Source organism: Arhodomonas sp. SL1, assembly GCF_052060015.1.
Lineage (GTDB): Bacteria > Pseudomonadota > Gammaproteobacteria > Nitrococcales > Nitrococcaceae > Arhodomonas.
The window spans coordinates 190,552-211,157 of record NZ_JBPODZ010000001.1; the positions used below are offsets into that span (position 1 = coordinate 190,552).

Sequence of the window (20,606 nt, forward strand, 5' to 3'; positions counted from 1 at the left end):
CAGTTTCCCGCGCGCCCGCGCGACGGGCAAGGCCCGGGGGCAGCGTCTACCCGCCGGGCGCGGGGCGTGCCCCCGGGGCGAGGCGCAGCGCGCTGATCGCCGCGGCCACCACGGCGAAGCCCGCGGCGACGGCCAGCGCCGAGGTGGTGCCCTCGCCGCCGAGCATGCCGAACACCAGAGCGGTCAGCGCCGCCCCCAAAGTCTGGCCGAGCAGCCGGGCGGTGCTGAGCATGCCGCTCGCGCCGCCGCTGCGGGTCCGGGGTGCCGCCCCGATCAGCGTGCGGTTGTTGGGCGCCTGGAACAGCGCGAAGCCGAACCCGCACACCGCCACCCGCCAGGCGATGGCGAGGTCCGACGGCGCCGGCGACAGGGTGGCGAGCAGCGCCAGCCCGGCGGCCAGGATCAGCAGGCCGCCGCTGCCCAGCACCGCCGCGGGGTGGCGGTCCGCCAGCCGGCCCGCGATAGGGGCGATCAGCGCCACCATCACCGGCCAGGGGGTGATGAGCAGCCCGGTGGCGACCTGGCTGCGGCCGAGGACGTCCTGCAGGTAGAAGGGCACGGCGATGAACGTCATCATCTGCGCGACGAAGGAGCCCACCGAGGTGGCCACCGAGAGACTGAAGATGGGAATGCGCAGCAGGTCCACCGGAAGGAGCGGCAGCGGCAGGGTCAGCTGGCGGCGCACCAGGAAGTAGCCCAGCACGCCGGCGGCGGCGAGGCCGAGCAGGGCGATCTCGTAGCGCACCCCGTGGCCGAGGCTGTCGATGGCGAGGATCAGCACCCCGAAGGTGAGGACGTTGAGCACCGCGCTGGGGATGTCGAAGGCATGGGGCGAGCCCGGCGTGCGCGGCAGGACTCGGAGGGCAATGAGGAAGGCCACCGCGCCGATGGGGACATTGATGGCGAACAGCCACGGCCAGTCCGCAACGGAGAGGATGGCGGCGGCGACCGTGGGGCCCATGGCGGCGGTGGAGGCCACCACCGTGGTCATCATGCCAATGCCGTGCCCCAGCCGGTGGGCGGGGAAGACGAAGCGCACCAACGCGGTGTTCACGCTCATGATGCCTGCGGCGCCGAGCCCCTGGAGCACCCGGGCCGCGGTCAGCCCGGCGAGGGAATCGGTGGTGGCACACAGCAGTGACGCGACGGTGAACACCGCCAGCCCCACCCGGTAGACGCGGCGATAGCCGAAGATATCCCCCAGCGAGGCCAGGGGCAGGATGGAGACCATGATCGCCAGCTGGTAGGCGTTGACCACCCAGACCGAGCGCGCCGCGCTCACCTCGAGATCCCGGGCGATGGCGGGCAGCGCGACGTTGACAATGCTGCCGTCGAGCACCGCCATGATCACTGCCAGGGCCATCGTGAGCACCGCCCAGAACCGTCGCGGCATGGGCAGGCCGTCGGTGGGGCGGGTCTGGCTCTGTGGGGATCGGTCGGTCAACGCGTTCTCCGTGTGGTTAGCGGCGGGTCAGGGGCGTCACGCGGTTGCGGCGTCGGGGCCTGGCGACGGCCGCCAGGATACCGGAATCCCCTGTCCCCGTGCCGGAGTGGTGGTCCGGCGCTTGTTTGCGGCTATCCCCCTGGCCAGGCTTCATCCAGGTCGCGGGGAGGGGGCCGGTGGGAACGTCCATTCGCGCCACCGCCCCGGTGGAGGCGCGCGCCTCCGCGAGGCCCTGACGGCCGCCGGTATCGGCAGCGGCGTCTGCTATGCCCGGCCGCTGCATCGTGGCCCGGCCTTCGCCGACTGCCGGGCCGGGCTCAGGGCCCTTCGCGGGGCGGCAGTGAGAGGATATAGGTGGCCAGGGCCTCCCGGTCCTCGGCGCTGAGGTGGGCGGTGCCGTCGTCGATCACCGGCGCCATGAGGCTGCCGGCGAAGTCGCCGTCCGGGTCCATCCCCACCTCCAGGTAGAAGCTCAGCATCTTCACCGTCCAGTCACCGATCCCGTCCTCCGGGTGGGGGGTGATGTTGGGGGTGGGCTCGCCCTCCGGTCCTTCGGCGGCGCCGGCATAGCGGCGCTCCTCGCGGACGGCGCCGAACCAGCCCCGTGGCGAGTGGCACTCGGCGCAGTGGCCGGCCGCCTCCGCCAGGTAGGCGCCGCGATTCCATTGCTCGTCGCGATCCGGGTCCGGCTCGAAGGGGCCGGGCTCGAGGTACCACCACTTCCAGCCCGCCAGCGGCAGACGCCAGCCGGCGTACCAGCTGAGCTCATGCTCCCGGCTCGGCTGCGCCACCGGCTCCACCGTGTCCAGGTAGCGCTTGATGGCGATCATGTCCTCGCGGCGCAGCCGGGTGTAGCTGGTGTAGGGGAACGAGGGGTAGTAGTGCTCGCCCGCCGGGGAAACCCCCTCGCGGAGGGCACGGACGAAGTCCTCATCGGACCAGGCGCCGATGCCGTGTTCCTCGTGGGGGGTGATATTGGGCGTGTAGAAGGTGCCGAAGGGCGAGGGCAGCGGCCGGCCGCCGGCGAGGAACTCGCCCTCCTCCGCGGTGTGGCAGACCGCGCAGAGCGCAGCCCGGAACAGGTACTCGCCGCGCTCCACCGGTCCGTCCGCCGCTGGCGCCGGTGCGGGCCCCAGTAGAGCGATGGCGGCCGGCACGGCCGCCGGCCACACCCATGACGGTCGTTGCCCCATGGCGCGTGCGCGTCAGTCGCGGAAGTCCTCGTGGCAGGACTTGCAGGCCTCGCCCAGATCGCGGAAGGACTGGAAGATCTCGGCCCGCTCGCCGCCGGCCACCGCCTCCGCGAAGGCCCGGGCCTGTTCATCGAAGGTGGCCGCGGCCTCCTCGAAGGCCTCCCGCTCCTCCCAGACCGCTGGCAGGGCGTCCGTCTCGCCCTCGCCGGTACCCTCGGGAAACAGCGCGGGGATGTCGCCGGACGCCGCCGCCAGGGCCTCCGCCATGGGTTGGAGCTCAGGGCCGTATGCGATGCCGTCGCGGAGCTGGCCGACGGTGGTCCCCATGACCCCGCCGAGCACACTCATCACGCTCTGGCGGTACTTGATGGCGGCCTCCACCTCACCGCCGCTCTGCTCCTGGGAGTGGGCGATTCCGGGGCCGGTGGCGAGGAGCCCGCCCAGGGCCAGGGCGCCGGTGAGGGCAAGGGAGAGCCGGGTGGTTTTTTTCGTACGCATCATGGTGCATCCCTGACAGCAGTGTGGATCCCGAAGGCGTCCCCGAAAACGTAGCGCACCGGGGCCGCGGCGGTCCACATCGCTCCGGGTGGCACGCTTGTCCGCGCCCTCGCGGCGGATGAGAATGCAGGCAGCGTGTACCGCCGGCCCCGGCTGGCGCGGAAGGGAGACGAGCCGTGGCATGGAACCGGGCCCCGGACGACGAAGAGGCCGCGCGCCCGGACGGGGAGGGACCCTGGCATCGCCGCTCGGTGGAGGCCGTCCTCGCCGCGCTGTCGGTTGCGCCGGCCCAGGGGCTCAGCGAGGGGGAGGTCGGTGAGCGGCTCCGCCGTCACGGCCCCAACCGACTGCGCGAGGCGCCCCGGCGCGGCCCCTGGCGGGTGTTCCTCGATCAGTTCCGCAACCTGCTGATTTTGATGCTGGCGGTGGCCGCCGTGGTGGCGGCTTCGGTGGGCCATTTCACCGACGCGGCGGTGATCCTGGTGGTGGTGGTGATCAACGCCATCCTCGGCTTCCGCCAGGAATACCAGGCGGAGCGGGCCATGGCCGCCCTGCAGGGGATGCTCGCGCCGCGGGCGGAGGTCTTGCGCGGCGGCGAGCGCCGGGCGGTGGCCGCGGAGTCCCTGGTTCCGGGGGACATTGTCCGGGTGCAGGCCGGCGACCGCATCCCGGCAGACGGGCGCTTCATCGCCGCCCACGGGGTGCAGGTGGACGAGTCCGCGCTCACCGGGGAGTCCACGCCGGTGGACAAGCAGATCGAGCCGGTGGACGGCGAGGAGGTGCCCCTGGCCGAGCGGGCCAGCATGGGGTACTCGAATACGGTCATGACCCGGGGACGTGGCGAGCTGGTGATCACCGCCACCGGCATGGCCACGGAGACCGGACGCATCGCCGGCTTGCTGGCCGCCAGCGAGGCGGAACCCACCCCGCTGCAGGTGCAGCTCGGGGCCTTGGCGCGGCGATTGGCCGCGGTGGCTGTGGCGGTGGTTGCGCTGATCTTTGTCGCCGGCCTGCTCCGCGGCCAGCCCCTGGTGGAGCTGGTGCTCACCTCGGTGGCCCTGGCGGTGGCCGCCATTCCCGAGGGCCTGCCGGCGGTGGTCACACTGACCCTGGCGTTGGGGATGCGCCGCATGGCCCGGCGCCACGCCATCGTCAAGCGGCTGGCGGCGGTGGAGACCCTGGGCAGCACCTCGGTGATCTGCTCGGACAAGACCGGGACCCTGACCCTCAATCAGATGACCGTGCAGCGGGTCTATAGCGGTGGCCGGCGCTTCTCGGTCAGCGGCGAGGGGTATGCCCTCGATGGGGACATCCGCGCCGACGACGGCGGCGCGCCGGTTTCCGAGCGACTGCTGGAGGCGGTGGCCCTGTGCAACGACAGCCGCCTGGACGACGGCCGGGTGATCGGCGACCCCACCGAGGGCGGGTTGCTGGTGCTGGCCGCCAAGGGGCGGGTTCGCCGGGAGGCGCTGGAGTCACGGTTGCCCCGGCTCAACGAGTTGCCCTTCGATTCCGGGCGCAAGCTCATGGCCACCTTCCACCAGGACGGCGAGGGCGTGCGGGTGGTGGTCAAGGGCGCACCGGAGGCGGTGCTCGGCCATTGCCATCTCGCCCCCGGGGAGCGGGAGCGGCTGGCGGAGGAGGGCGAGGCCATGGCCCGGGATGGCCTGCGGGTCCTGGCGGTGGCTGAGCGTAGGCTACCCGCTGAAGGATATGACGAGGGCGCCGACCCCGCCGGGTACCTGAAGGGCCTCGAGGTGCTTGGTCTGGTGGGCATGCTCGACCCACCGCGGCGGGAGGCCCGGGACGCGGTTGCCCGTTGCCGGCGCGCCGGCGTGGGGGTGCGGATGATCACCGGCGACCATGCGGTCACCGCCACCGCCATTGCCCGGCGCCTCGGCATCGAGGGGGAAACGGTCAGCGGCGCCGAGCTCGACCGGATGGACGATGACACCCTCGCCGCACGCATCCGGGAGATCGCGGTCTTCGCACGGGTGGCGCCGGAGCACAAGGTGCGCATCGTCGCGGCGCTGAAGGCCGGCGGCGAGGTGGTGGCGATGACCGGGGATGGCGTCAATGATGCCCCGGCCCTGCGCGGGGCCGATATCGGCGTGGCCATGGGCCGCGCGGGCACCGATGTCACCCGGGAGGCGGCGGCCATGGTACTGACCGATGACAACTTCGCCACCATCGTCCGCGCGGTGGAGGAGGGGCGCACCATCTACGACAATATCCTGAAGTTCGTGCGCTTCCAGCTCTCCACCAATATCGGTGCCATCCTGACCGTGGCCATGGCCCCCCTGCTCGGTCTGCCGCTGCCGTTCAACGCGGTGCAGATCCTCTGGGTGAACATCATCATGGACGGGCCCCCGGCGATGGCCCTGGGGGTGGACGCGCCGCGTCCGGGGATCATGGAAGAGCCGCCCAGGGACCCGCGGGAGCGTATCCTCACCCTGCGCCGACTCGGATTGCTGCTGTTCTACGGCAGCATCATGACCGTCGGTACCCTGGGCATCCTGCACGCGCACCACGGCGTGCTGCCCGAGGCGCAGGCGCTGACCCTGGCGTTTACTACCTTCGTGCTGTTCCAGCTGTTCAACGCCGTGAACGCACGCGCCGGCACCGGTATCGGCACGGCGTTCTCGCGGTATCTGGTCACCAACATACGGCTCTGGGGGGCGCTGGCCGGGGTGTTGGCGCTGCAGCTGATCGTGGTGCAGTGGCCGCCGGCGCAGGCGGTGTTCGGCACCACGGCGCTCAGCGCCGGTCAGTGGGGACTGGCCGGCGCGGTGGCGGCCACGGTGTTGCTCCTCGAGGAGCTGCGCAAGCTGGTGCTGCGGCGCCGCCGCGGCTGACGCTGGCGCCATGTTATCGTCATAGATCGTGCTGATCATCCATGCCGGACGGAGACAGGGATATGGTGGATACCGTGGAAGTGGACGGCGGAGTGCTGGAGCAATGGGGTCCCGAAGAGCTCCATGAGGCGTTTCGCAAGGGGGAGGCGGCGATCATCGACGTGCGCACGCCACAGGAGTTCGCCTTCGAGCACATCCGCGGCGCGTTGCTGGATCCGCTCGCGAGTTTCGAGCCCTCCGCCCTGCCCAGCCAGGAGGGCAAACGGTTGGTGTTTCACTGCGGCTCGGGAGTCCGTTCGCGGCGGGTGGCGGAGGCCTGCCTCGCCGCCGGTTTCGGGCGCGTGGCCCACCTGGAGGGCGGATTCGCGGCTTGGAAGCAGGCGGGGCTGCCGTACGTGGCCATCGATCCCGCCAGCGGCGGTCAGCGGATGGTTGGCGGCGAGGCCTGAGCACCAGGACGGTTGAATGGCGGCCTGGTCGCCCGCCGGGTTTCGCCCGAAACGGCGCAACGAAAAAGGCCCGGGATGTCGCATCCCGGGCCCTGGTGTCGTTCTGGTGGGCGGTGCTGGGTTCGAACCAGCGACCCCTGCCGTGTGAAGGCAGTGCTCTCCCGCTGAGCTAACCGCCCAGACAACGCGGGGAATGGTACTGCCGCCGGCGGAACTCGTCAACGGCTCAGGGGCTGGCAGCTTCGCCTGCGGCGGGCGAATTGCTACCATACCGCCCTTTCATCCGCGATCCACGCTCGGTAAGAGGCCCATGACCGTCAAGACCCGCTTCGCCCCCAGCCCCACCGGCTATCTCCACATCGGCGGCGCGCGTACGGCGCTGTTTTCCTGGCTGTATGCCCGCCGTCACGGTGGCCACTTTGTGCTGCGCATCGAGGACACCGACCGCGAGCGCTCCACGCCGGAGGCGATCAACGCCATCCTCGAGGGCATGGCCTGGCTGGGGCTGGACTATGACGAGGGCCCGTTCTACCAGACCGAACGCTTTGACCGCTACGCGGAGGTCATTGACCGGCTCCTGGAGCAGGGCAAGGCGTACCGCTGCTACTGCTCGAAGGAGCGCCTCGAGGCGCTGCGCGAGCAGCAGATGGCGCGCAAGGAGAAGCCCCGCTATGACGGGCGCTGTCGGGAGCTGCACGGGCCGCCGGCGGACGCCACGGATCGCCCCGTCATCCGTTTTCGAAGCCCGTTGGAGGGCGAGACGGTGGTCAACGACCGGGTCAAGGGGCGGATCGTGTTCCACAACCGGGAGCTCGATGACCTCATCATCGCCCGTGCCGACGGCTCGCCCACCTATAACTTCGTAGTGGTCGTGGACGACATGGACATGGGCATCACCCACATCATCCGCGGCGACGACCACGTCAATAACACCGCGCGCCAGGTCAACATCCTCGAGGCCCTGGGGGTGAAGCCGCCGGCCTACGCCCACGTGCCGATGATCCTGGACGAGGATGGCAAGAAGCTGTCCAAGCGTACCGGCGCGGCCAGCGTGATGGACTACCGTGACCAGGGCTATCTCCCGGAGGCGGTGCTCAACTATTTGGTGCGCCTGGGCTGGTCCCACGGGGATCAGGAGATCTTCTCCCTGGAGGAGCTCATCCAGCTCTTCGATATCGACGACATCAACCACTCCGCCTCGAGCCTGAACGGTTCCAAGTTGCAGTGGCTGAACCAGCACTATATGCGGAGCAGTGAGCCGGCACACGTGGCCCGGCATCTCGCCTGGCACCTCGGCGAGTTGGGGGTGGACCCGGCCGACGGCCCGCCGCTGGAGGCCATCGTGGCCGCCCAGGCGGAGCGGACCAAGACCCTGCGGGAGATGGCCGAGAACAGCCTGTTCTTCTACCGCGAGCCGGCGGACTACGACGAAAAGGCGGCGCGCAAGAACCTCAAGGCCGGGGCGGCCCCGGTGCTGGCGGCCCTGCGTGAGCGCCTCGCCGCGCTGGAGGCCTGGGAGGCGGAGCCGATTCACGCGGCGGTGAATGCCGTGGCGGAGGAGCAGGGGCTGAAGCTCGGCAAGGTCGCGCAGCCGTTGCGCGTTGCGGTCTCCGGTGGTCCCGTCTCGCCGCCTATCGACCAGACCCTGGCGCTGCTCGGCCGGGAGGCGAGCCTGGGCCGGATCGAGGCCGCGCAGCGGTGGATCGACGAGAATGTCGTGGAGGCGTCGGGAGAGGGTTGACGGCCGTCGGCGGGCTCTTTAGGATACGCACCTCATCGCAAGGGGCCATAGCTCAGCCGGGAGAGCGCCTGCATGGCATGCAGGAGGTCGGCGGTTCGATCCCGCCTGGCTCCACCAACACCGAAAGGGCGCCTCACAAGGGCGCCCTTTTTTCGTGGCGATCCCGGGCCCGGAAAGGAACGTGGGCCAGCGTGGTCACTCGCCGCGGATCGAGCCGAATCGGCGGGCGTAGACGTCCCCCGGCGCAAAGCCCTTGGGGAGGTTTCGCATGGCCTCCGCGCGGGACGCGAACTCGCCGAACAGCACCAGGTGCCAGATCCCGTCGTCTCCATCCACCGTCACCACGCGAACGCGGTCGCGCACGCCGGGGTGGGCGTCTATGAAACGCCTGGTCGTGTCCTGCTGGCGCCCCGCGATCATCTGCACCGTATAGTGCCCGGCCGTCCGTGTCGCCAGCCATTGCCGATCACTAACCCCGGCCTCCGGGTCCCCGTCGCCATGGGGGGATCCGCCGGCGGGCGTTTCATCGGCCCCGGTGGCGGGGTCCGCGGCGTTGGTTGCGTTGGCCCCTGGGTCCCTGGTTGCCGCAAGATCGGGCCCTGTCCGTTCCGCCGGTCCTTCGTCGGCATGGACGGCTGGTTCGTCGCTGCTCTGCGGTGCGCCGACCGGCACCGTCTCCGGTATGTCCGCTTCGCCGGCCACGGCCCCAGCCGTGTCATCCAGTTCCGTTTGCCCGTCCGATTGTGCGCCTTCCACGACGATATCACCCGCCTCCGGCGGGGCCGCCGAGGTGTGCCCCTCGGTGGAGGCCTGGGCATTGTCATCGCCTCGTGCTGTAGGTCCGGCCGGGGTTGGCGCGCCAGCAGTGCGGAGCGGTTGGGGGAGCGTCGGTATGGTGGCGGTCGCGAACACGGACGCGGCGGCGATTTCCGGCGGCAGCGACACCGCGGGCCGGTCGGTCCGTGAACGGGTGACATCCCTGTCTGCACTCGCGGCGCCCGCCGCGGCGCCGGCGGGTTCCGGGTCGGTGGCCCGAGCCTCGGTGGCGGTGGGGTCGGAATCGGGGTTCCAGGGCGAGCCGATCCAGGGCAGTGCGAGGATTCCCCCCACGGCGGCCAGTGCGGGCACGGCCAGCCAGACGGCGGTCCCCGCCCATCGGCGTCGCCGAGGCGGCTGCTCGGCGGTGGGAATAAGGGTGACCCGCTGGATCTGCTCGGTGGCACGCCCGGCTTCCTGGGCGATCCCCGCCAGGTAGTGGGCCTCGGCCTCCGGGCAGATCAGGGCCACCGGCATGGTGGCGTCGCGCTGACTGACCTGCCGGCTCAGGTCGATGAGTTCCTTGAGCAGTGCCGGCGGCAAACCATGGGCGTCCTCGATGATCACCGCGAGTCCCAGCCGCCGGGCCTGTAGCCGGCCGGCGAGCTGCTCGGCGACTGCCGCCGTGCCCGGCTCCGTCCCTTCGTCCAGCAGGAGCCGTTCGGCGAGGCGATCGCGGTTGTGCGCAGTGGCCGCGTCAATGATAGCCCCCGCGATCTCCGCGCTGCCGGCAAGGGCGAGAGCGAGGTGTCGCGCTACTGCCGCCGCGGTCAATCCGCCGTCGGCGGTGATGATCACGACATTGCTGGTGCACCGGAGCAGGTACCCGGCCAGATCCAGGCGGGCGGCCACCTCACTGTTCTCCGTGAGCAGCTCCTCGGGGTCGTGCATGGTTGTTCCCTTTACCCGTGCGCCGCGCCGGAGTGTACCAGGCCACTGGGCCCGCTCATGGGGCGCAGGCCACAAAGTTTGGCCTAGCTTGACAGCTATGGGAGCCGCGCTTAGGATTGCGTGCGCTTTCACGGCAGCGTCCCCATCGTCTAGCCGGCCTAGGACACCACCCTTTCAAGGTGGCGACACGGGTTCGAATCCCGTTGGGGACGCCATTTCCGCTCCATTCCCTGCCGTTGCCACACCCACTGCCAGTGCAGCCCCGACGGCGCCCGTCAGCGGGCCGCTTCCCTCCCGATTGGCCTGGCTCTGCCCCACGGTTAGGCTGGGTGCGTATGTATCGAACCGGATGTTCGATGATGACGCGATCGCCGTGACACCAGCGGGGGAGTAGTGATGATCAGGAAACGGATGGCTTGTGGGCTTGGCGTCCTACTGGGTGCGGGCTTGGCCGCGGGGCCGGCGGGTGCGCTCGAGGGCGACGCCGCGCGGGGCAAGGAGGCGGCGGCGACCTGCGTTGCCTGCCATCAGGCCGACGGCAGTGGCCGCAATGCGCCGGGCGGGGAGTCGTGGCCGCGCCTTGCCGGGCTTAGCGCCGAATATCTCGCCAAGCAGTTGCGGGATTTCCGCCAGGGCCGCCGGCAAAACGCCACTATGGAACCCTTTGCCAATATGCTCGACGACCGGCAGGTGGCCGACGTGGCGGCGTATTACAGCCAGCTTCCGGCCACCGAGGGCGGGGGCGGCGACGTCGGCGAGCCACTGCGGGCGCGTGGCGAGCAGCTCGCGCGGCGCGGCGACTGGGACGCCTACATTGTCTCCTGCCAGAGCTGTCACGGGCCCCGAAATCAGGGCGCCAGCGGGACCTTCCCGGGGATTGCCGGACAGCACGCGGCCTATATTCGAAACCAGTTGCAGGCCTGGAAGGACGGTGAGCGCGACAATGATCCGCAGGACCTCATGGGGGCGATCGCCCGGCGCATGAGCGACGAAGACATCCGCGCCGTGGCGGCCTGGTTGGCCGGACAGCCGCCGGCGGACGAGTGAGAGGGGCGCAATCATGACGACTTTCAGCAAGGCACCGGCATGGGCCGCCGGAGCGGCCCTGGCCACTATCGTCAGCCTGGCCGCCGGGGCGCCGTCCGAAGGCCGCCCCTACGAGGCCCTGGCGGAGATGGGCTACCCGGCCCCCGGCGAAGACGAACTGGTCCATGTGCCGCCGACCATGGCGGACCTGGAGGCCGCCACCATCCATCCGGAGCTGAAGCAGGTCATCCGCCGCGGCTATGAACTCTTCACCGACACCCAGGAGCTGCGCGGCGAGCATGTCTTCAACGACATGAACTGCTCGAGCTGCCATCTCGGCGAGGGCCGCCAGCCCTTCAGCGCCCCGGTGTGGCCGGCGGCGGTGACACTGCCCGATTTCCGTGGCAAGAACCAGCATGTCAACAGCCTGGAGGAGCGTATCGCCGGCTGCTTCGCGTACTCCATGAACGGCGTACCGCCGGCCTACGGCAGCGACGACATGGTGGCGCTGGTGGCCTACCACAAGTGGCTCGCCCGCGGGGCACCCATGTACCCCGATCGCTCCATCTACGGGCGGGGCTTCCCGGCGCCGGAGCGGCCCGCCGAGCTCAGCTACGCACGCGGAGAGGCGGTCTATCAGCAGCAGTGCGCCATCTGCCATGGTGACGATGGCTCGGGGCTCTATCAGGATGGCGAGTACGTGTTCCCGCCGCCGTGGGGGTCGGGTTCCAACAACTGGGGGGCCGGCATTGTACGCACCCACACCGCCGCGGGGTTCATCAAGAACAACATGCCGCTCGGCCAGCCGTTGTCGCTCTCCGATCAGGAGGCCTGGGACGTGGCCTATTTCATCACCCGGCAGGAGCGGCCGCAGGATCCGCGCTATACCGGCGACGTGACGGAGACCCGGCGCAAGTTCGGGCCCACCTTCCACAAGCACTCGAGCTATGGATTGGTGCGCGAGCACGACGGCCACCGTCTCGGCGATCACGCCAGCTGGGGGGAGAAGGGCGAGGGTGTCGAACCGTGGAACATCGGCGTGCCGCGCTTCGAGGATCTCGGCGACTGAGCCACGGGAGCCCGGCGCAGCGTGCGATATCGCCTGGCGGGCGAGTTGCATTCGGCCACAGGATGCCTAAGGTGAGGGTTGCGGGCCCGCCCGGGGACCCGTGCCGCCGCCGCGAAGTGGCGGCGGCATCAAAGAGAAGAACCAAGGGAGCATCGACATGAAACGCATTGCGGCACTGGGCGTGACGCTCACCCTCGGGCTGACGCTCGCCACCGCCGAGGCGCAGGAGCGCAGCGTTCACATCGGCTATTTCAACTGGTCGGACGCGATGTTCACCACCAACGTGGTGAAGTACATCCTTGAGGAGGAGATGGATTACCAGGTGGAACTGACCAAGGCCGATCCGGCCGCGGTCTACCAAGGCGTCGCCTCCGGGGATCTCGATTTCCACACCGACTCCTGGCTTCCCGATACCCATGCGGACTACTACGATCAGGTGATGGACCGCACCGTCAGCCTCGGGCCGATCTACACCGATGCCCGGTTGGGCTGGATCGTGCCGAGCTACGTGCCCGAGGATGCGATCAGCTCCATCGAGGATCTGAAGTCCGAGGAGGTGCGCGAGCGCCTCGGCGGCCAGATTGTCGGCATCGACCCGGGCGCTGGGCTGACGCGGTTGTCCAAGGAGGCCATCGAGGAGTATGGCCTGGACGACGCCGGCTACGAGCTGCAGATTTCCTCCGGGGCGGGCATGACCGCGGCGTTGCGCCGTGCCATCGACCGTGAGGAGTGGATCGTGGTCACCGGCTGGAGCCCGCACTGGAAGTTCGGCCGCTGGGACCTGCGCTACATCGATGATCCCAAGGGCGTGCTAGGCGGGCTCGAGCGCGCGGACCTGCTCGCACGCCGCGGCTTCTACCGGGACCATCCGGAGGTCTACGGCATGCTCTCGCGGATCCAGATCCCCATCGATGATGTGCAGGCCGGGATGTACCAGGCGGAGGAGAGCTCGTATCCGGAGGCCGCACGGGACTATGTGGAGTCCAACCCGGAGCTGGTGGACTACTGGGTGAGCGGTCGGATGTGATCCGGCCGCCACGGCGGCCCGTCAGGCCCGGTCGGCGAGCAGACGCATGACCTCGTCGTCGGTAACCTGGCGAAAGTCGCCGAAGAACTGGCCTACCGCCATGAAGTCGCCGGGGGTGGCCCCGCAGACCACGCGATCGGCGAGGCCCTGCAGGTGCTCGGCGGTCTCCGGCGGGGCCACCCCCATGGCCGCTATCAGTTCCCGCGGGCCGCGGTTGCGCAGGCCACGCAGCGCCGCGGCCATGGTGGCGCCGGTGGCGCTGCCGTCGTCCACCACCACCACCACCCGGTCCCTCGGGTCGATGGGCGGGCGTACCGGTGTGTAGCGCCGGCGTCGCTCCCGCAGGGTGTCGAGCTGGCGTTCCGCCTCGGCGCGGATATGATCCTCCCCGGCCATGCGGCGCTGGGCGGGGGAGACGTCGATCTGGCCGTCTTCGCCCACGGCGCCGATGGCGTATTCCGGGTTGCCCGGGGCGCCGATCTTGTGGACGAGGACCACGTCGAGCTCTCCATCGAGGGCATCGGCCACGTGAGCGGCCATCGGCACCCCCCCGCGGGGGATGCCGAGCACCAGTGGTTGTTGGCCCTTGAGCTCGGAGAGCTGTTCGGCGAGCCGCTCGGCGGCGTCTATGCGGTCCCGGAACATGGCCATCCTCCGTGTACAGCGTTAGGGTTCGGCCTTTTACCTAGTGTATCGTGCGCCGTCCGGGTTTACCTTGTAGCGGGCGGGTCTGGGAGGACTTGGCAATGACGGTAGGGGAATACTGCAATCGCAACGTGGTCACCATCCGCGGTGACGAGTCGGTCCAGGCCGCCGCGCGTCTGATGCGAGCGCATCATGTCGGTGATCTGGTGGTGGTCGAGGATCGCGCCGACGGCGAGGCGCCGGTAGCGGTGGTCACCGACCGCGACCTGGTGGTGGAGGTCCTCGCCGCGGAGCTCGAGACCGAGGCGTTGGCGGTGCGGGATATCGTCACCCACCCCGCCTACTTCGTCCACGAGGGGGATAGCCTCTTCGATGCCTTGGAGGTGATGCGCGGGCGCGGCGTGCGCCGCCTGCCGGTGGTGGCCGAGGACAATACCCTGGTCGGGATCATCACCGTCGACGACATCGTCGGCCTGCTCGGCGAGATCCTCGAGGACCTCGCCGCGGTGGTGGAGCGCCAGCGCGACCGTGAGCAGGACAGCCGGCCGTAACGGCCGGCGGCCGGCTCACACCAGCTTTCGGGGGACGCTGCGGTTCCAGTTGCGGGAGTAGAGCCGCTTGCCGTCCTCGAAGGCGTCCAGCTCGGCGTGGATGTGGAAGGACTCGGTGTCCGCGGTGAGCACGGTCCGCGTGCGGGTCTCCACGTCCCAGCCGGCCCGGCGGAGCCGGTGGTGGCTGATCACCTCGCCGGTGGCGGACGTGAAGTCGTCGCCGGTGAAGCTGTAATACTCCCGGGTATCGTCGGTGATCTCCAGGTCCGCCTCCTCGATGCGATAGACCCCCTCGTCCTTGATCACCTCCAGGGTGGCGTAGTCCTGCTCCAGATCCCGGTGCACGATCCAGCGGTGGTCCACTGGCCGGATCCGTGTCACCCCCGACGGCGCCGGGAAATCCGGCGCCGGTAGGCGTAGCGGCCGGTCCTCCGGGTGCTCCTCGCGTACCGGCAGCAGCAGCCGGCTGCCCCGGGTGTTGACGGTGATCCGCGCCGGTTCCGGCGGCGGCCAGGCGAGCGGCCAGTAGGAGGTGGAGATGGACAGGCGCAGCCGGTGCCCGGTGGGGAAGACGTGGCCGAGGTCATTGAGGCGCACTCGCACCCGGTAGCGCTGCCCCGGCTCCAGGGGCTGCGGGTGCTCGTGGCCGTCACGATGGGTGAGGTTGAGAAGCCCATAGGTGACCCGGGTGGCCTTGTCGTCGCGGGCCACGTCGGAGAGCCGCACCGCCACCATGGCCACCGGGCGATTGACGCGCAGCTCCAGCTCCAGCTCGGGCGCGCCGAGCAGCTCCAGGGGCTCCTCCAGCCGTGGACTGTCGAAGACCAGGGCACCACCGTCCTCTTCCCGTTGGTCGTGGGGCAGGTCCGGGCCGACGGAATACGAGCACCACTTGCCGGCGAAGAAGCCCACGCTGAGTGGCGATTGTACCGAAAGCGCCGCCTCCTCCTGCGGCGTCTCGGTGAGGTCATTGCCCGCGCCGAGGTAGCGGACCTCGGTGCGCAGCCGCGGTGACGGCCAGGTGGGTTCGCCCACCCAGCGGCCCGGCCGGCGCTCATACTGGGGCGCCGGGGCCGCGCTGTCCTGGATCCAGGCGCGCAGCATGGGTTCGTCCGTGATCCCGGTGTCCTGGCCCTTCAGCCACTGGTCCCACCAGCGCAGTACCTCCTGCTGGAAGCCGATGGCCGGACCGGGGATGCCCTGATGGGGGTATTTGTGGCTCCACGGACCCACCAGCCCCTGGCGCGGTACTTCCAGGTTCTCCAGTAGCCGGAATACCGAGTTGGTGTAGCCGTCCGCCCAGCCGCTGACCGCCATCACGGGGCATTGCACCGCGGAGAAGTCCTCGCAGATGGAGCCATGGCGCCAGTAGTCGTCGCGGTGCTGGTGCGTCAGCCAGGTCTCCAGCCATAGTCCGCTGTCCTTGAGGCGTTGCATCCACATCGAGCGCCAGTCCTCGCCCACCAGGGCCGGATCCGGGGGGAGGGCGTTGAAGGCGAACATCACCGAGGCCCAGGAAAGATTGTCGCCGAGCAGGCAGCCGCCCATGTAATGGACGTCGTCGGCGTAGCGGTCGTCGGTGGAGCAGACGGTGACCACGGCTTTGAGCTCGGGCGGCTGCAGGGCGGCGATCTGCAGGCCATTGAAGCCGCCCCAGGAGATGCCGATCATGCCCACGTTGCCATCGCACCAGGGCTGCTCGGCGAGCCAGCGGATCACCTCCACACCGTCGTCGAGCTCCTGCTGCAGGTATTCATCGGTGAGCACGCCCCCGGAGTCGCCGCTGCCGCGCAAGTCCACCCGCACCCCGGCATAGCCGTTGGCGGCGAACACCGGATGCATCGTTTCGTCCCGGCCGCGGGTAAGATCGCGCTTGCGGTAGGGGATGTACTCCAGGATCGCGGGTACCGGCCTTGCTTCCGCGTCCGCCGGCAGCCAGATGCGCGCGGCCAGGCGGGTGCCATCGGACAGGGGGATCGTGGTGTGCTCGATGACGCGAACGGCATCGTCGCGCGGGGTGTATTCCGTCACGGCTCAGCGGTCTCCCTTGCTGTGATGCAACTCGTCTGGATTATGACATGTGAGCCGGCGTGCCGGGCGTAGCGTTGCCGCGCAGGGTGGCGGGGTCCTGCTCGAGCAGCCGCTCGATGGTGCGTACCAGGGTCCGGGCCACGTGATAGGTGGCCTCCAGGGAGACCGATTCATTGGGTGCGTGGGCGCAGCCGATCTCGCCGGGGCCGTAAAGCACGGTGGGGACGCCGGCGAGCCGCACCCATGCGGACATGTCGCAGCCATAGGGAGCGGCGGCGATCACCGGGGGCCGTCGGAGCTCCTCCTCGGCGGACTCGGCCAGCGCCTGCACCAGGGGGTGATCCCGGGGTGTCTCCGCCGAGCCAAAGCCCGAGGCCAGCCGTTGGATCACCGGTGGGTGATCATGGAGCCAGGGGTCGTCGGCGATGCCGGTGAGGATGGCCTCACGGAAGCGGGCCTCGGCCTCGTCGATGGTCTCGTGGAGGCTAACCCCCACCCGCACCTGGGCCTCGATGCTGTCCATCACGCTGGATGACCACTGTCCGCCGTGGATGGTGCCGACATTGATGGCGTAGGGGAGGCCATGCAAGCGCATCAACGGGTGGTCTTCGACGGCGTTGACCGCCTTCTCGTGCTCGCGCATGGCGCGGTAGACGGTGAGGAAGTGATCCAGGGCGCTCTCGCCGTCCAGGCGCCGGCTCGCGTGGGCGGCCTTGCCGGGGACGGCCACGCGCAGGGACATGGCACCGGCGTGGGCAATGACCAGCTCGGGCATGTCCGAGGTCACGGTGGGTTCGGGGATGATCGCCGCATCCGCATGCCAGCCGCCGCGGATCGCCGCCAGGGTGCCGAGGCCGCTGTCCTCCTCGGCGGGGACGGCGGCGAAGATGATCCGACCGGGGAAGTTGCGCCCACTCTCGGCGAAGGCCTCGAAGGCGGCCATCGCGGCGATGAGCCCGGACTTCATGTCCGAGGCACCGCATCCGAAGACCCGGTCACCGCGGGTGAGCCCGGAGAACGGCTCCTCACGCCAGTGGCTGTACTCCCCGGGGGGTACCACGTCGACGTGGCCGGTCAGCAGGACGCTCGGCCCGGGCTGCTCACCGCGGAGCACCCCGACCACCACCGGTGCCCAGGCGCGATCCACCTCATGGCCGGGGTAGCGGGGATCGCGCTGGAGGGCGGCGATGCCGTCGTTCCAGTAGTCGATCTCCGCGTCCACCTGCTGCAGCCAGTTGGCGATCTGGGCGACGGCGGCATCCTCCTCGCCGGTGACGGAGGGGACGCGGATCAGCGAGACCAGGCGCTCTCGGATGTGATCGGCATCGACGAAGGCGGTTCTTCGCACCATGGCGGGTGTTTCCTCCGGCCGGCGCAGCGGTCGCCGGCATTGTCACGCCCCGCGATCGCGGGCTCAGCCGTAGTTGGTGGCCACCACCTCGGAGAAGCGGTAGTCGAGGACCTGCATGATGTCGCGGAACTTGCTGTGTAACTCCTCGTGGCTCTGGGCACCGATGAACACGTCCGCGATCTCGAAGCTGTAGCTGTCCTGGCCGCGGAGCTCGGAGAGCTGCATGTCCTCCTCGACATGGGAATGCACCACCAGCTCCGGATGCAGGCGCATCAGTGCCTCGAGCTCGCTCTCGGAGGGGGCGCGGGTGACCGTGGCGTCACCGTAGACCCGGGGCATGAACTTCGCGGCCACCGGGAAGCGCCCGTCCGGCCGCGGGAACTCCGGCCGGCGGTCCAGTGCCACGTCGATGGCCACCTCGTGGTGGGAGTGGCCGGTGGCCATCTGGAAGATCGGGCAGTGGGACTTGGAGATCCTCGGGTTGATCTCCAGCAGCCAGATACGGTCGGTCTGCGGGTCCCAAAAGTACTCGATATTGAACGGCGTGTTGTCGAGGCCTATGTGTTCCAGCAACTTGTGGGTGTGTTCGGCCATGCGGTTCTGCACACCAGGCGGCAGCTGCGATGGGTATTCGTAGCTGAGGAAGCTGACCTGGTTGGAGCCGCGCAGGGAGTCGAGCACACCGTAAACCACCACCTCGCCGTTGAAGACATAGCCTTCCAGGGTGCAGAGGCTGCCGCCGATGAGCCCCTCGGCCAAACAGGTGGCGCCGTCGCCCTCTGCGGGCAGGAACTCGCGGTGTTCGCACTGGTCGATGAAGTACTGGAACGGCTCGGCAAAGAGCTGGATATTCTCCCGGATGGTGGCCATGGCCTGGCGGAACTGCTCCTCGTTGTCGATGCGAAACCCCAGGTACGAGGAGAAGGCGGTGGTGGGCTTGAGCCAGAAGGGGTAGTCCAGCTGCAGATCCGCCACCGGGTCGTCGCTGTAGGGATCCAGCCCTTGGAACGGCGGGGTGCATTCCGGGATCACCGCCTGCTGCGCGATTCGCCCCCAGTACTTGCTCTCGCAGTAGAGCACGCTCTCCAGCGTGGGCGTTGGCAACCCGTGCTCACGGCGCAGCACCGGGAGCATGGAGGTGGTGGGGAAGTCCCAGTGCCCGATTATCGCGTCCACCGCTTCGGCCTCGGCCAGGGTCTGGCGGGCCTCGGCCATGATCTCCGGCATGGGGTAGTGCTTCGGGTTTACGATGGCGTCGTAGTCCACCAGCCCATGGAAGCTGTACTGGTGGGAGTCGCGGACCGTCTCGAGCTCTCGGAGATTGAAGTCATCGAGGCCGATGACGAATATATGCTTGAGCATGGCGCTGCCGCCCGTTCCGTAGGATGGATGCCTTGACTTGTAGTGAGTAACGCGTGCGCGGTCAACAGCGATGTGTTGCCCGGTGACAAAGTCACGGTCGTGCGGCGTGGCGAGGGGTATAAATAAGTTATTAGAATAAGGATATGCCGTAATGGCCTTTGAGTAGGCCGGGGCGATGGAATGCAGGGACAGGAGGGGAGCGCGCAGAAGCCGGATTTCAAGCTGCCAACGGGAGGGTCGTCATGGACCTGGACCCATTGCTCCTGTCGCGAATACAGTTCGCGTTCGTTGTCTCCTTCCACGCCATATTCCCGGTGTTCACCATCGGGCTCGCTTCCTATATCGCGGTGCTCGAGGGGCTGTTTTACCGCACGGAGGACCCGGTGTGGTCCCGGCTCTCGGAGTTTTGGACCAAGGTCTTTGCCGTAGTTTTCGGCATGGGCGTGGTATCCGGGATCGTGATGTCGTTCCAGTTCGGTACCAACTGGAGCAACTTCTCCCAGGCCACCGCCAACTTCCTGGGGCCGGTGCTCTCCTACGAGGTGGTGACCGCCTTCTTCCTGGAGGCGGCCTTCCTGGGGGTGTTGCTGTTCGGCCGCAACAAGGTGCCACCGGGCGCGCACCTATTCGCCGCCGTGATGGTGGCGGCCGGCACCTTCATCTCCTCGTTCTGGATCCTCTCCGCCAACAGTTGGATGCATACCCCGGCCGGCGCGGAGCTCCGCGACGGGATGTTCCACATCACCGCCTGGGGCGAGGCGATCTTCAGCCCGTCGTTCTGGTACCGCTTCTTCCACATGGCCCTGGCCTCCTTCCTGACCGGCGGATTCGTGGTCGCCGGCGTCAGTGCCTATTACCTGATCCGCGGTCACGCGGTGGACGCCAACCGCAAGGCCCTGTCCATGACCCTGTGGTTGCTGCTGATCATCGCCCCGGGGCAGCTGGTGCTTGGGGACATGCACGGGTTGAACACCCTGGAGCACCAGCCCACCAAGGTGGCGGCCATGGAGGGGAACTGGGAGCGCCAGGGCTATGCGCCGCTGCTGCTGTTCGCCATCCCCGACCAGGACGCCCAGGCCAACCACTTCGAGATCGGCATCCCCGGCGGGGCCAGCCTGATCCTCAAGCACCACCTCGACGGCGAGGTGCCCGGGATCAGCGAGGTGCCCCGGGACGAGCAGCCCCCCGTGGCCATCGTGTTCTGGTCGTTCCGGGTGATGGTGGGCCTTGGTCTGCTGATGATCGCCTTTGCCGTTTGGGGCGCGTGGCTGCGCTGGAAGGGTCGGCTCTATGACTGCCGACCGTTCCTGCAGGGGTTGCGGCTCATGGCGGTGTCCCCGTTCGTGGCGGTGTTGGCCGGCTGGTTCGTCACCGAGATCGGCCGGGCCCCGTGGTTGGTCCACGGCCTCATGGATCAGGCTGCCGGCCTGACACCGTCGCTGACCGGGGGCATGGCGCTGTTCACCCTCATCGGCTACGTGGCGGTGTATGCGGTGGTCTTCACCAGTGGCGTCTACTACCTCACCCGCGTGGTCCGCGAGGGCATGGAGGGGGCGCCGGAGACCGAGCAGGGCTCGGATCGCCCCAAGCGGCCGCTGTCCGCGGTGCATACCGCCTTTGATGAGAACGGCCCGGCGCCGAGTGGGAGGTGATTGGC

The 20,606-nt window shown here is 69.2% G+C and carries 16 protein-coding genes and 3 tRNA genes; 10 read left to right on the top strand and 9 right to left on the bottom strand.

Going from position 1 to position 20,606, the window contains the following annotated elements; translation table 11 throughout:
• Nucleotides 1–46: 46 nt before the first annotated feature.
• The 3 genes from ACQ754_RS00860 to ACQ754_RS00870 all read right to left on the bottom strand — a co-directional run bounded on the left by ACQ754_RS00860 (nucleotide 47) and on the right by ACQ754_RS00870 (nucleotide 3,138).
• Nucleotides 47–1,444 (bottom strand): MFS transporter, encoded by a 1,398-nt coding sequence (locus ACQ754_RS00860; RefSeq protein WP_440995091.1) that lies wholly within the window; start codon nucleotides 1,442–1,444, stop codon nucleotides 47–49.
• Nucleotides 1,445–1,761: 317 nt separating this feature from the next.
• A complete protein-coding gene (locus ACQ754_RS00865) occupies nucleotides 1,762–2,637 on the bottom strand; it encodes a c-type cytochrome (protein WP_440995092.1) in 876 nt (291 codons plus the stop codon).
• Between the two features lie 12 nt (nucleotides 2,638–2,649).
• Nucleotides 2,650–3,138 (bottom strand): c-type cytochrome, encoded by a 489-nt coding sequence (locus ACQ754_RS00870; RefSeq protein ID WP_440995093.1) that lies wholly within the window; start codon nucleotides 3,136–3,138, stop codon nucleotides 2,650–2,652.
• Between the two features lie 173 nt (nucleotides 3,139–3,311).
• Here ACQ754_RS00870 and ACQ754_RS00875 point away from each other — a divergent pair, with 173 nt between their 5' ends.
• Nucleotides 3,312–5,990, top strand: coding sequence for a calcium-translocating P-type ATPase, PMCA-type (locus ACQ754_RS00875; protein WP_440995094.1), 2,679 nt, complete (start codon nucleotides 3,312–3,314; stop codon nucleotides 5,988–5,990).
• A gap of 62 nt (nucleotides 5,991–6,052) precedes the next feature.
• Entirely contained in the window at nucleotides 6,053–6,439 is a 387-nt protein-coding gene (locus tag ACQ754_RS00880; protein ID WP_440995095.1) for a rhodanese-like domain-containing protein, read from the top strand.
• A 104-nt stretch (nucleotides 6,440–6,543) separates the two neighbouring features.
• Here the strand turns inward: ACQ754_RS00880 and ACQ754_RS00885 are convergent.
• Nucleotides 6,544–6,618 (bottom strand) — tRNA-Val (locus tag ACQ754_RS00885).
• 131 nt (nucleotides 6,619–6,749) lie between these two features.
• Here ACQ754_RS00885 and gltX point away from each other — a divergent pair.
• Both gltX and ACQ754_RS00895 read left to right on the top strand, forming a co-directional pair.
• Nucleotides 6,750–8,180 (top strand): glutamate--tRNA ligase, encoded by a 1,431-nt coding sequence (gene gltX / locus ACQ754_RS00890; protein WP_440995096.1) that lies wholly within the window; start codon nucleotides 6,750–6,752, stop codon nucleotides 8,178–8,180.
• Nucleotides 8,181–8,221: 41 nt separating this feature from the next.
• A tRNA-Ala gene (locus ACQ754_RS00895) sits at nucleotides 8,222–8,297 on the top strand.
• Between the two features lie 78 nt (nucleotides 8,298–8,375).
• On the opposite strand, the gene ACQ754_RS00900 is transcribed toward ACQ754_RS00895, so the two are convergent.
• On the bottom strand, nucleotides 8,376–9,887 hold the full coding sequence (locus ACQ754_RS00900; protein ID WP_440995097.1) for an SPOR domain-containing protein: 1,512 nt from the start codon (nucleotides 9,885–9,887) through the stop codon (nucleotides 8,376–8,378).
• A 138-nt stretch (nucleotides 9,888–10,025) separates the two neighbouring features.
• Here ACQ754_RS00900 and ACQ754_RS00905 point away from each other — a divergent pair.
• The 4 genes from ACQ754_RS00905 (at nucleotide 10,026) to ACQ754_RS00920 (ending at nucleotide 13,009) form a co-directional block, all read left to right on the top strand.
• Nucleotides 10,026–10,102, top strand: a tRNA-Glu gene (locus ACQ754_RS00905).
• 181 nt (nucleotides 10,103–10,283) lie between these two features.
• A complete protein-coding gene (locus ACQ754_RS00910) occupies nucleotides 10,284–10,934 on the top strand; it encodes a c-type cytochrome (protein WP_440995098.1) in 651 nt (216 codons plus the stop codon).
• A 13-nt stretch (nucleotides 10,935–10,947) separates the two neighbouring features.
• Nucleotides 10,948–11,982 carry a c-type cytochrome gene (locus ACQ754_RS00915; protein WP_440995099.1) on the top strand — a complete coding sequence of 345 codons (1,035 nt, stop codon included), beginning with the start codon at nucleotides 10,948–10,950 and terminating at the stop codon, nucleotides 11,980–11,982.
• A gap of 157 nt (nucleotides 11,983–12,139) precedes the next feature.
• Entirely contained in the window at nucleotides 12,140–13,009 is an 870-nt protein-coding gene (locus ACQ754_RS00920; RefSeq protein ID WP_440995100.1) for a glycine betaine ABC transporter substrate-binding protein, read from the top strand.
• A 21-nt stretch (nucleotides 13,010–13,030) separates the two neighbouring features.
• Here the strand turns inward: ACQ754_RS00920 and ACQ754_RS00925 are convergent, their stop codons facing one another.
• Nucleotides 13,031–13,654: a phosphoribosyltransferase gene (locus tag ACQ754_RS00925; protein WP_440995101.1), complete on the bottom strand. Its 624-nt coding sequence runs from the start codon at nucleotides 13,652–13,654 to the stop codon at nucleotides 13,031–13,033.
• 101 nt (nucleotides 13,655–13,755) lie between these two features.
• Between ACQ754_RS00925 and ACQ754_RS00930 the strand changes: the two genes are divergently transcribed.
• Nucleotides 13,756–14,205 (top strand): CBS domain-containing protein, encoded by a 450-nt coding sequence (locus ACQ754_RS00930; protein ID WP_440995102.1) that lies wholly within the window; start codon nucleotides 13,756–13,758, stop codon nucleotides 14,203–14,205.
• A gap of 15 nt (nucleotides 14,206–14,220) precedes the next feature.
• On the opposite strand, the gene ACQ754_RS00935 is transcribed toward ACQ754_RS00930, so the two are convergent.
• The 3 genes from ACQ754_RS00935 to ACQ754_RS00945 form a co-directional block, all read right to left on the bottom strand.
• Complete coding sequence (locus tag ACQ754_RS00935) at nucleotides 14,221–16,236, bottom strand: CocE/NonD family hydrolase (protein ID WP_440995103.1); 2,016 nt, start codon at nucleotides 16,234–16,236, stop codon at nucleotides 14,221–14,223.
• A gap of 40 nt (nucleotides 16,237–16,276) precedes the next feature.
• A complete protein-coding gene (locus ACQ754_RS00940; RefSeq protein WP_440995104.1) occupies nucleotides 16,277–17,587 on the bottom strand; it encodes an ArgE/DapE family deacylase in 1,311 nt (436 codons plus the stop codon).
• 63 nt (nucleotides 17,588–17,650) lie between these two features.
• Nucleotides 17,651–18,949, bottom strand: a complete 1,299-nt coding sequence (locus ACQ754_RS00945) for an ATP-grasp domain-containing protein (RefSeq protein ID WP_440995105.1) — start codon at nucleotides 18,947–18,949, stop codon at nucleotides 17,651–17,653.
• A gap of 242 nt (nucleotides 18,950–19,191) precedes the next feature.
• Between ACQ754_RS00945 and ACQ754_RS00950 the strand changes: the two genes are divergently transcribed.
• Entirely contained in the window at nucleotides 19,192–20,601 is a 1,410-nt protein-coding gene (locus ACQ754_RS00950; protein WP_440995106.1) for a cytochrome ubiquinol oxidase subunit I, read from the top strand.
• Nucleotides 20,602–20,606: the final 5 nt, after the last annotated feature.

What these genes read in the sequence shown, in the direction of transcription:
- ACQ754_RS00865 (WP_440995092.1), bottom strand. Translation starts at nt 2,637, where the DNA reads ATGGGGCAACGACCGTCATGGGTGTGGCCGGCGGCCGTGCCGGCCGCC.
- ACQ754_RS00870 (WP_440995093.1), bottom strand. Translation starts at nt 3,138, where the DNA reads ATGATGCGTACGAAAAAAACCACCCGGCTCTCCCTTGCCCTCACCGGC.
- ACQ754_RS00880 (WP_440995095.1), top strand. Translation starts at nt 6,053, where the DNA reads ATGGTGGATACCGTGGAAGTGGACGGCGGAGTGCTGGAGCAATGGGGT.
- gltX (WP_440995096.1), top strand. Translation starts at nt 6,750, where the DNA reads ATGACCGTCAAGACCCGCTTCGCCCCCAGCCCCACCGGCTATCTCCAC.
- ACQ754_RS00900 (WP_440995097.1), bottom strand. Translation starts at nt 9,887, where the DNA reads ATGCACGACCCCGAGGAGCTGCTCACGGAGAACAGTGAGGTGGCCGCC.
- ACQ754_RS00910 (WP_440995098.1), top strand. Translation starts at nt 10,284, where the DNA reads ATGATCAGGAAACGGATGGCTTGTGGGCTTGGCGTCCTACTGGGTGCG.
- ACQ754_RS00915 (WP_440995099.1), top strand. Translation starts at nt 10,948, where the DNA reads ATGACGACTTTCAGCAAGGCACCGGCATGGGCCGCCGGAGCGGCCCTG.
- ACQ754_RS00920 (WP_440995100.1), top strand. Translation starts at nt 12,140, where the DNA reads ATGAAACGCATTGCGGCACTGGGCGTGACGCTCACCCTCGGGCTGACG.
- ACQ754_RS00925 (WP_440995101.1), bottom strand. Translation starts at nt 13,654, where the DNA reads ATGTTCCGGGACCGCATAGACGCCGCCGAGCGGCTCGCCGAACAGCTC.
- ACQ754_RS00930 (WP_440995102.1), top strand. Translation starts at nt 13,756, where the DNA reads ATGACGGTAGGGGAATACTGCAATCGCAACGTGGTCACCATCCGCGGT.
- ACQ754_RS00940 (WP_440995104.1), bottom strand. Translation starts at nt 17,587, where the DNA reads ATGGTGCGAAGAACCGCCTTCGTCGATGCCGATCACATCCGAGAGCGC.
- ACQ754_RS00945 (WP_440995105.1), bottom strand. Translation starts at nt 18,949, where the DNA reads ATGCTCAAGCATATATTCGTCATCGGCCTCGATGACTTCAATCTCCGA.
- ACQ754_RS00950 (WP_440995106.1), top strand. Translation starts at nt 19,192, where the DNA reads ATGGACCTGGACCCATTGCTCCTGTCGCGAATACAGTTCGCGTTCGTT.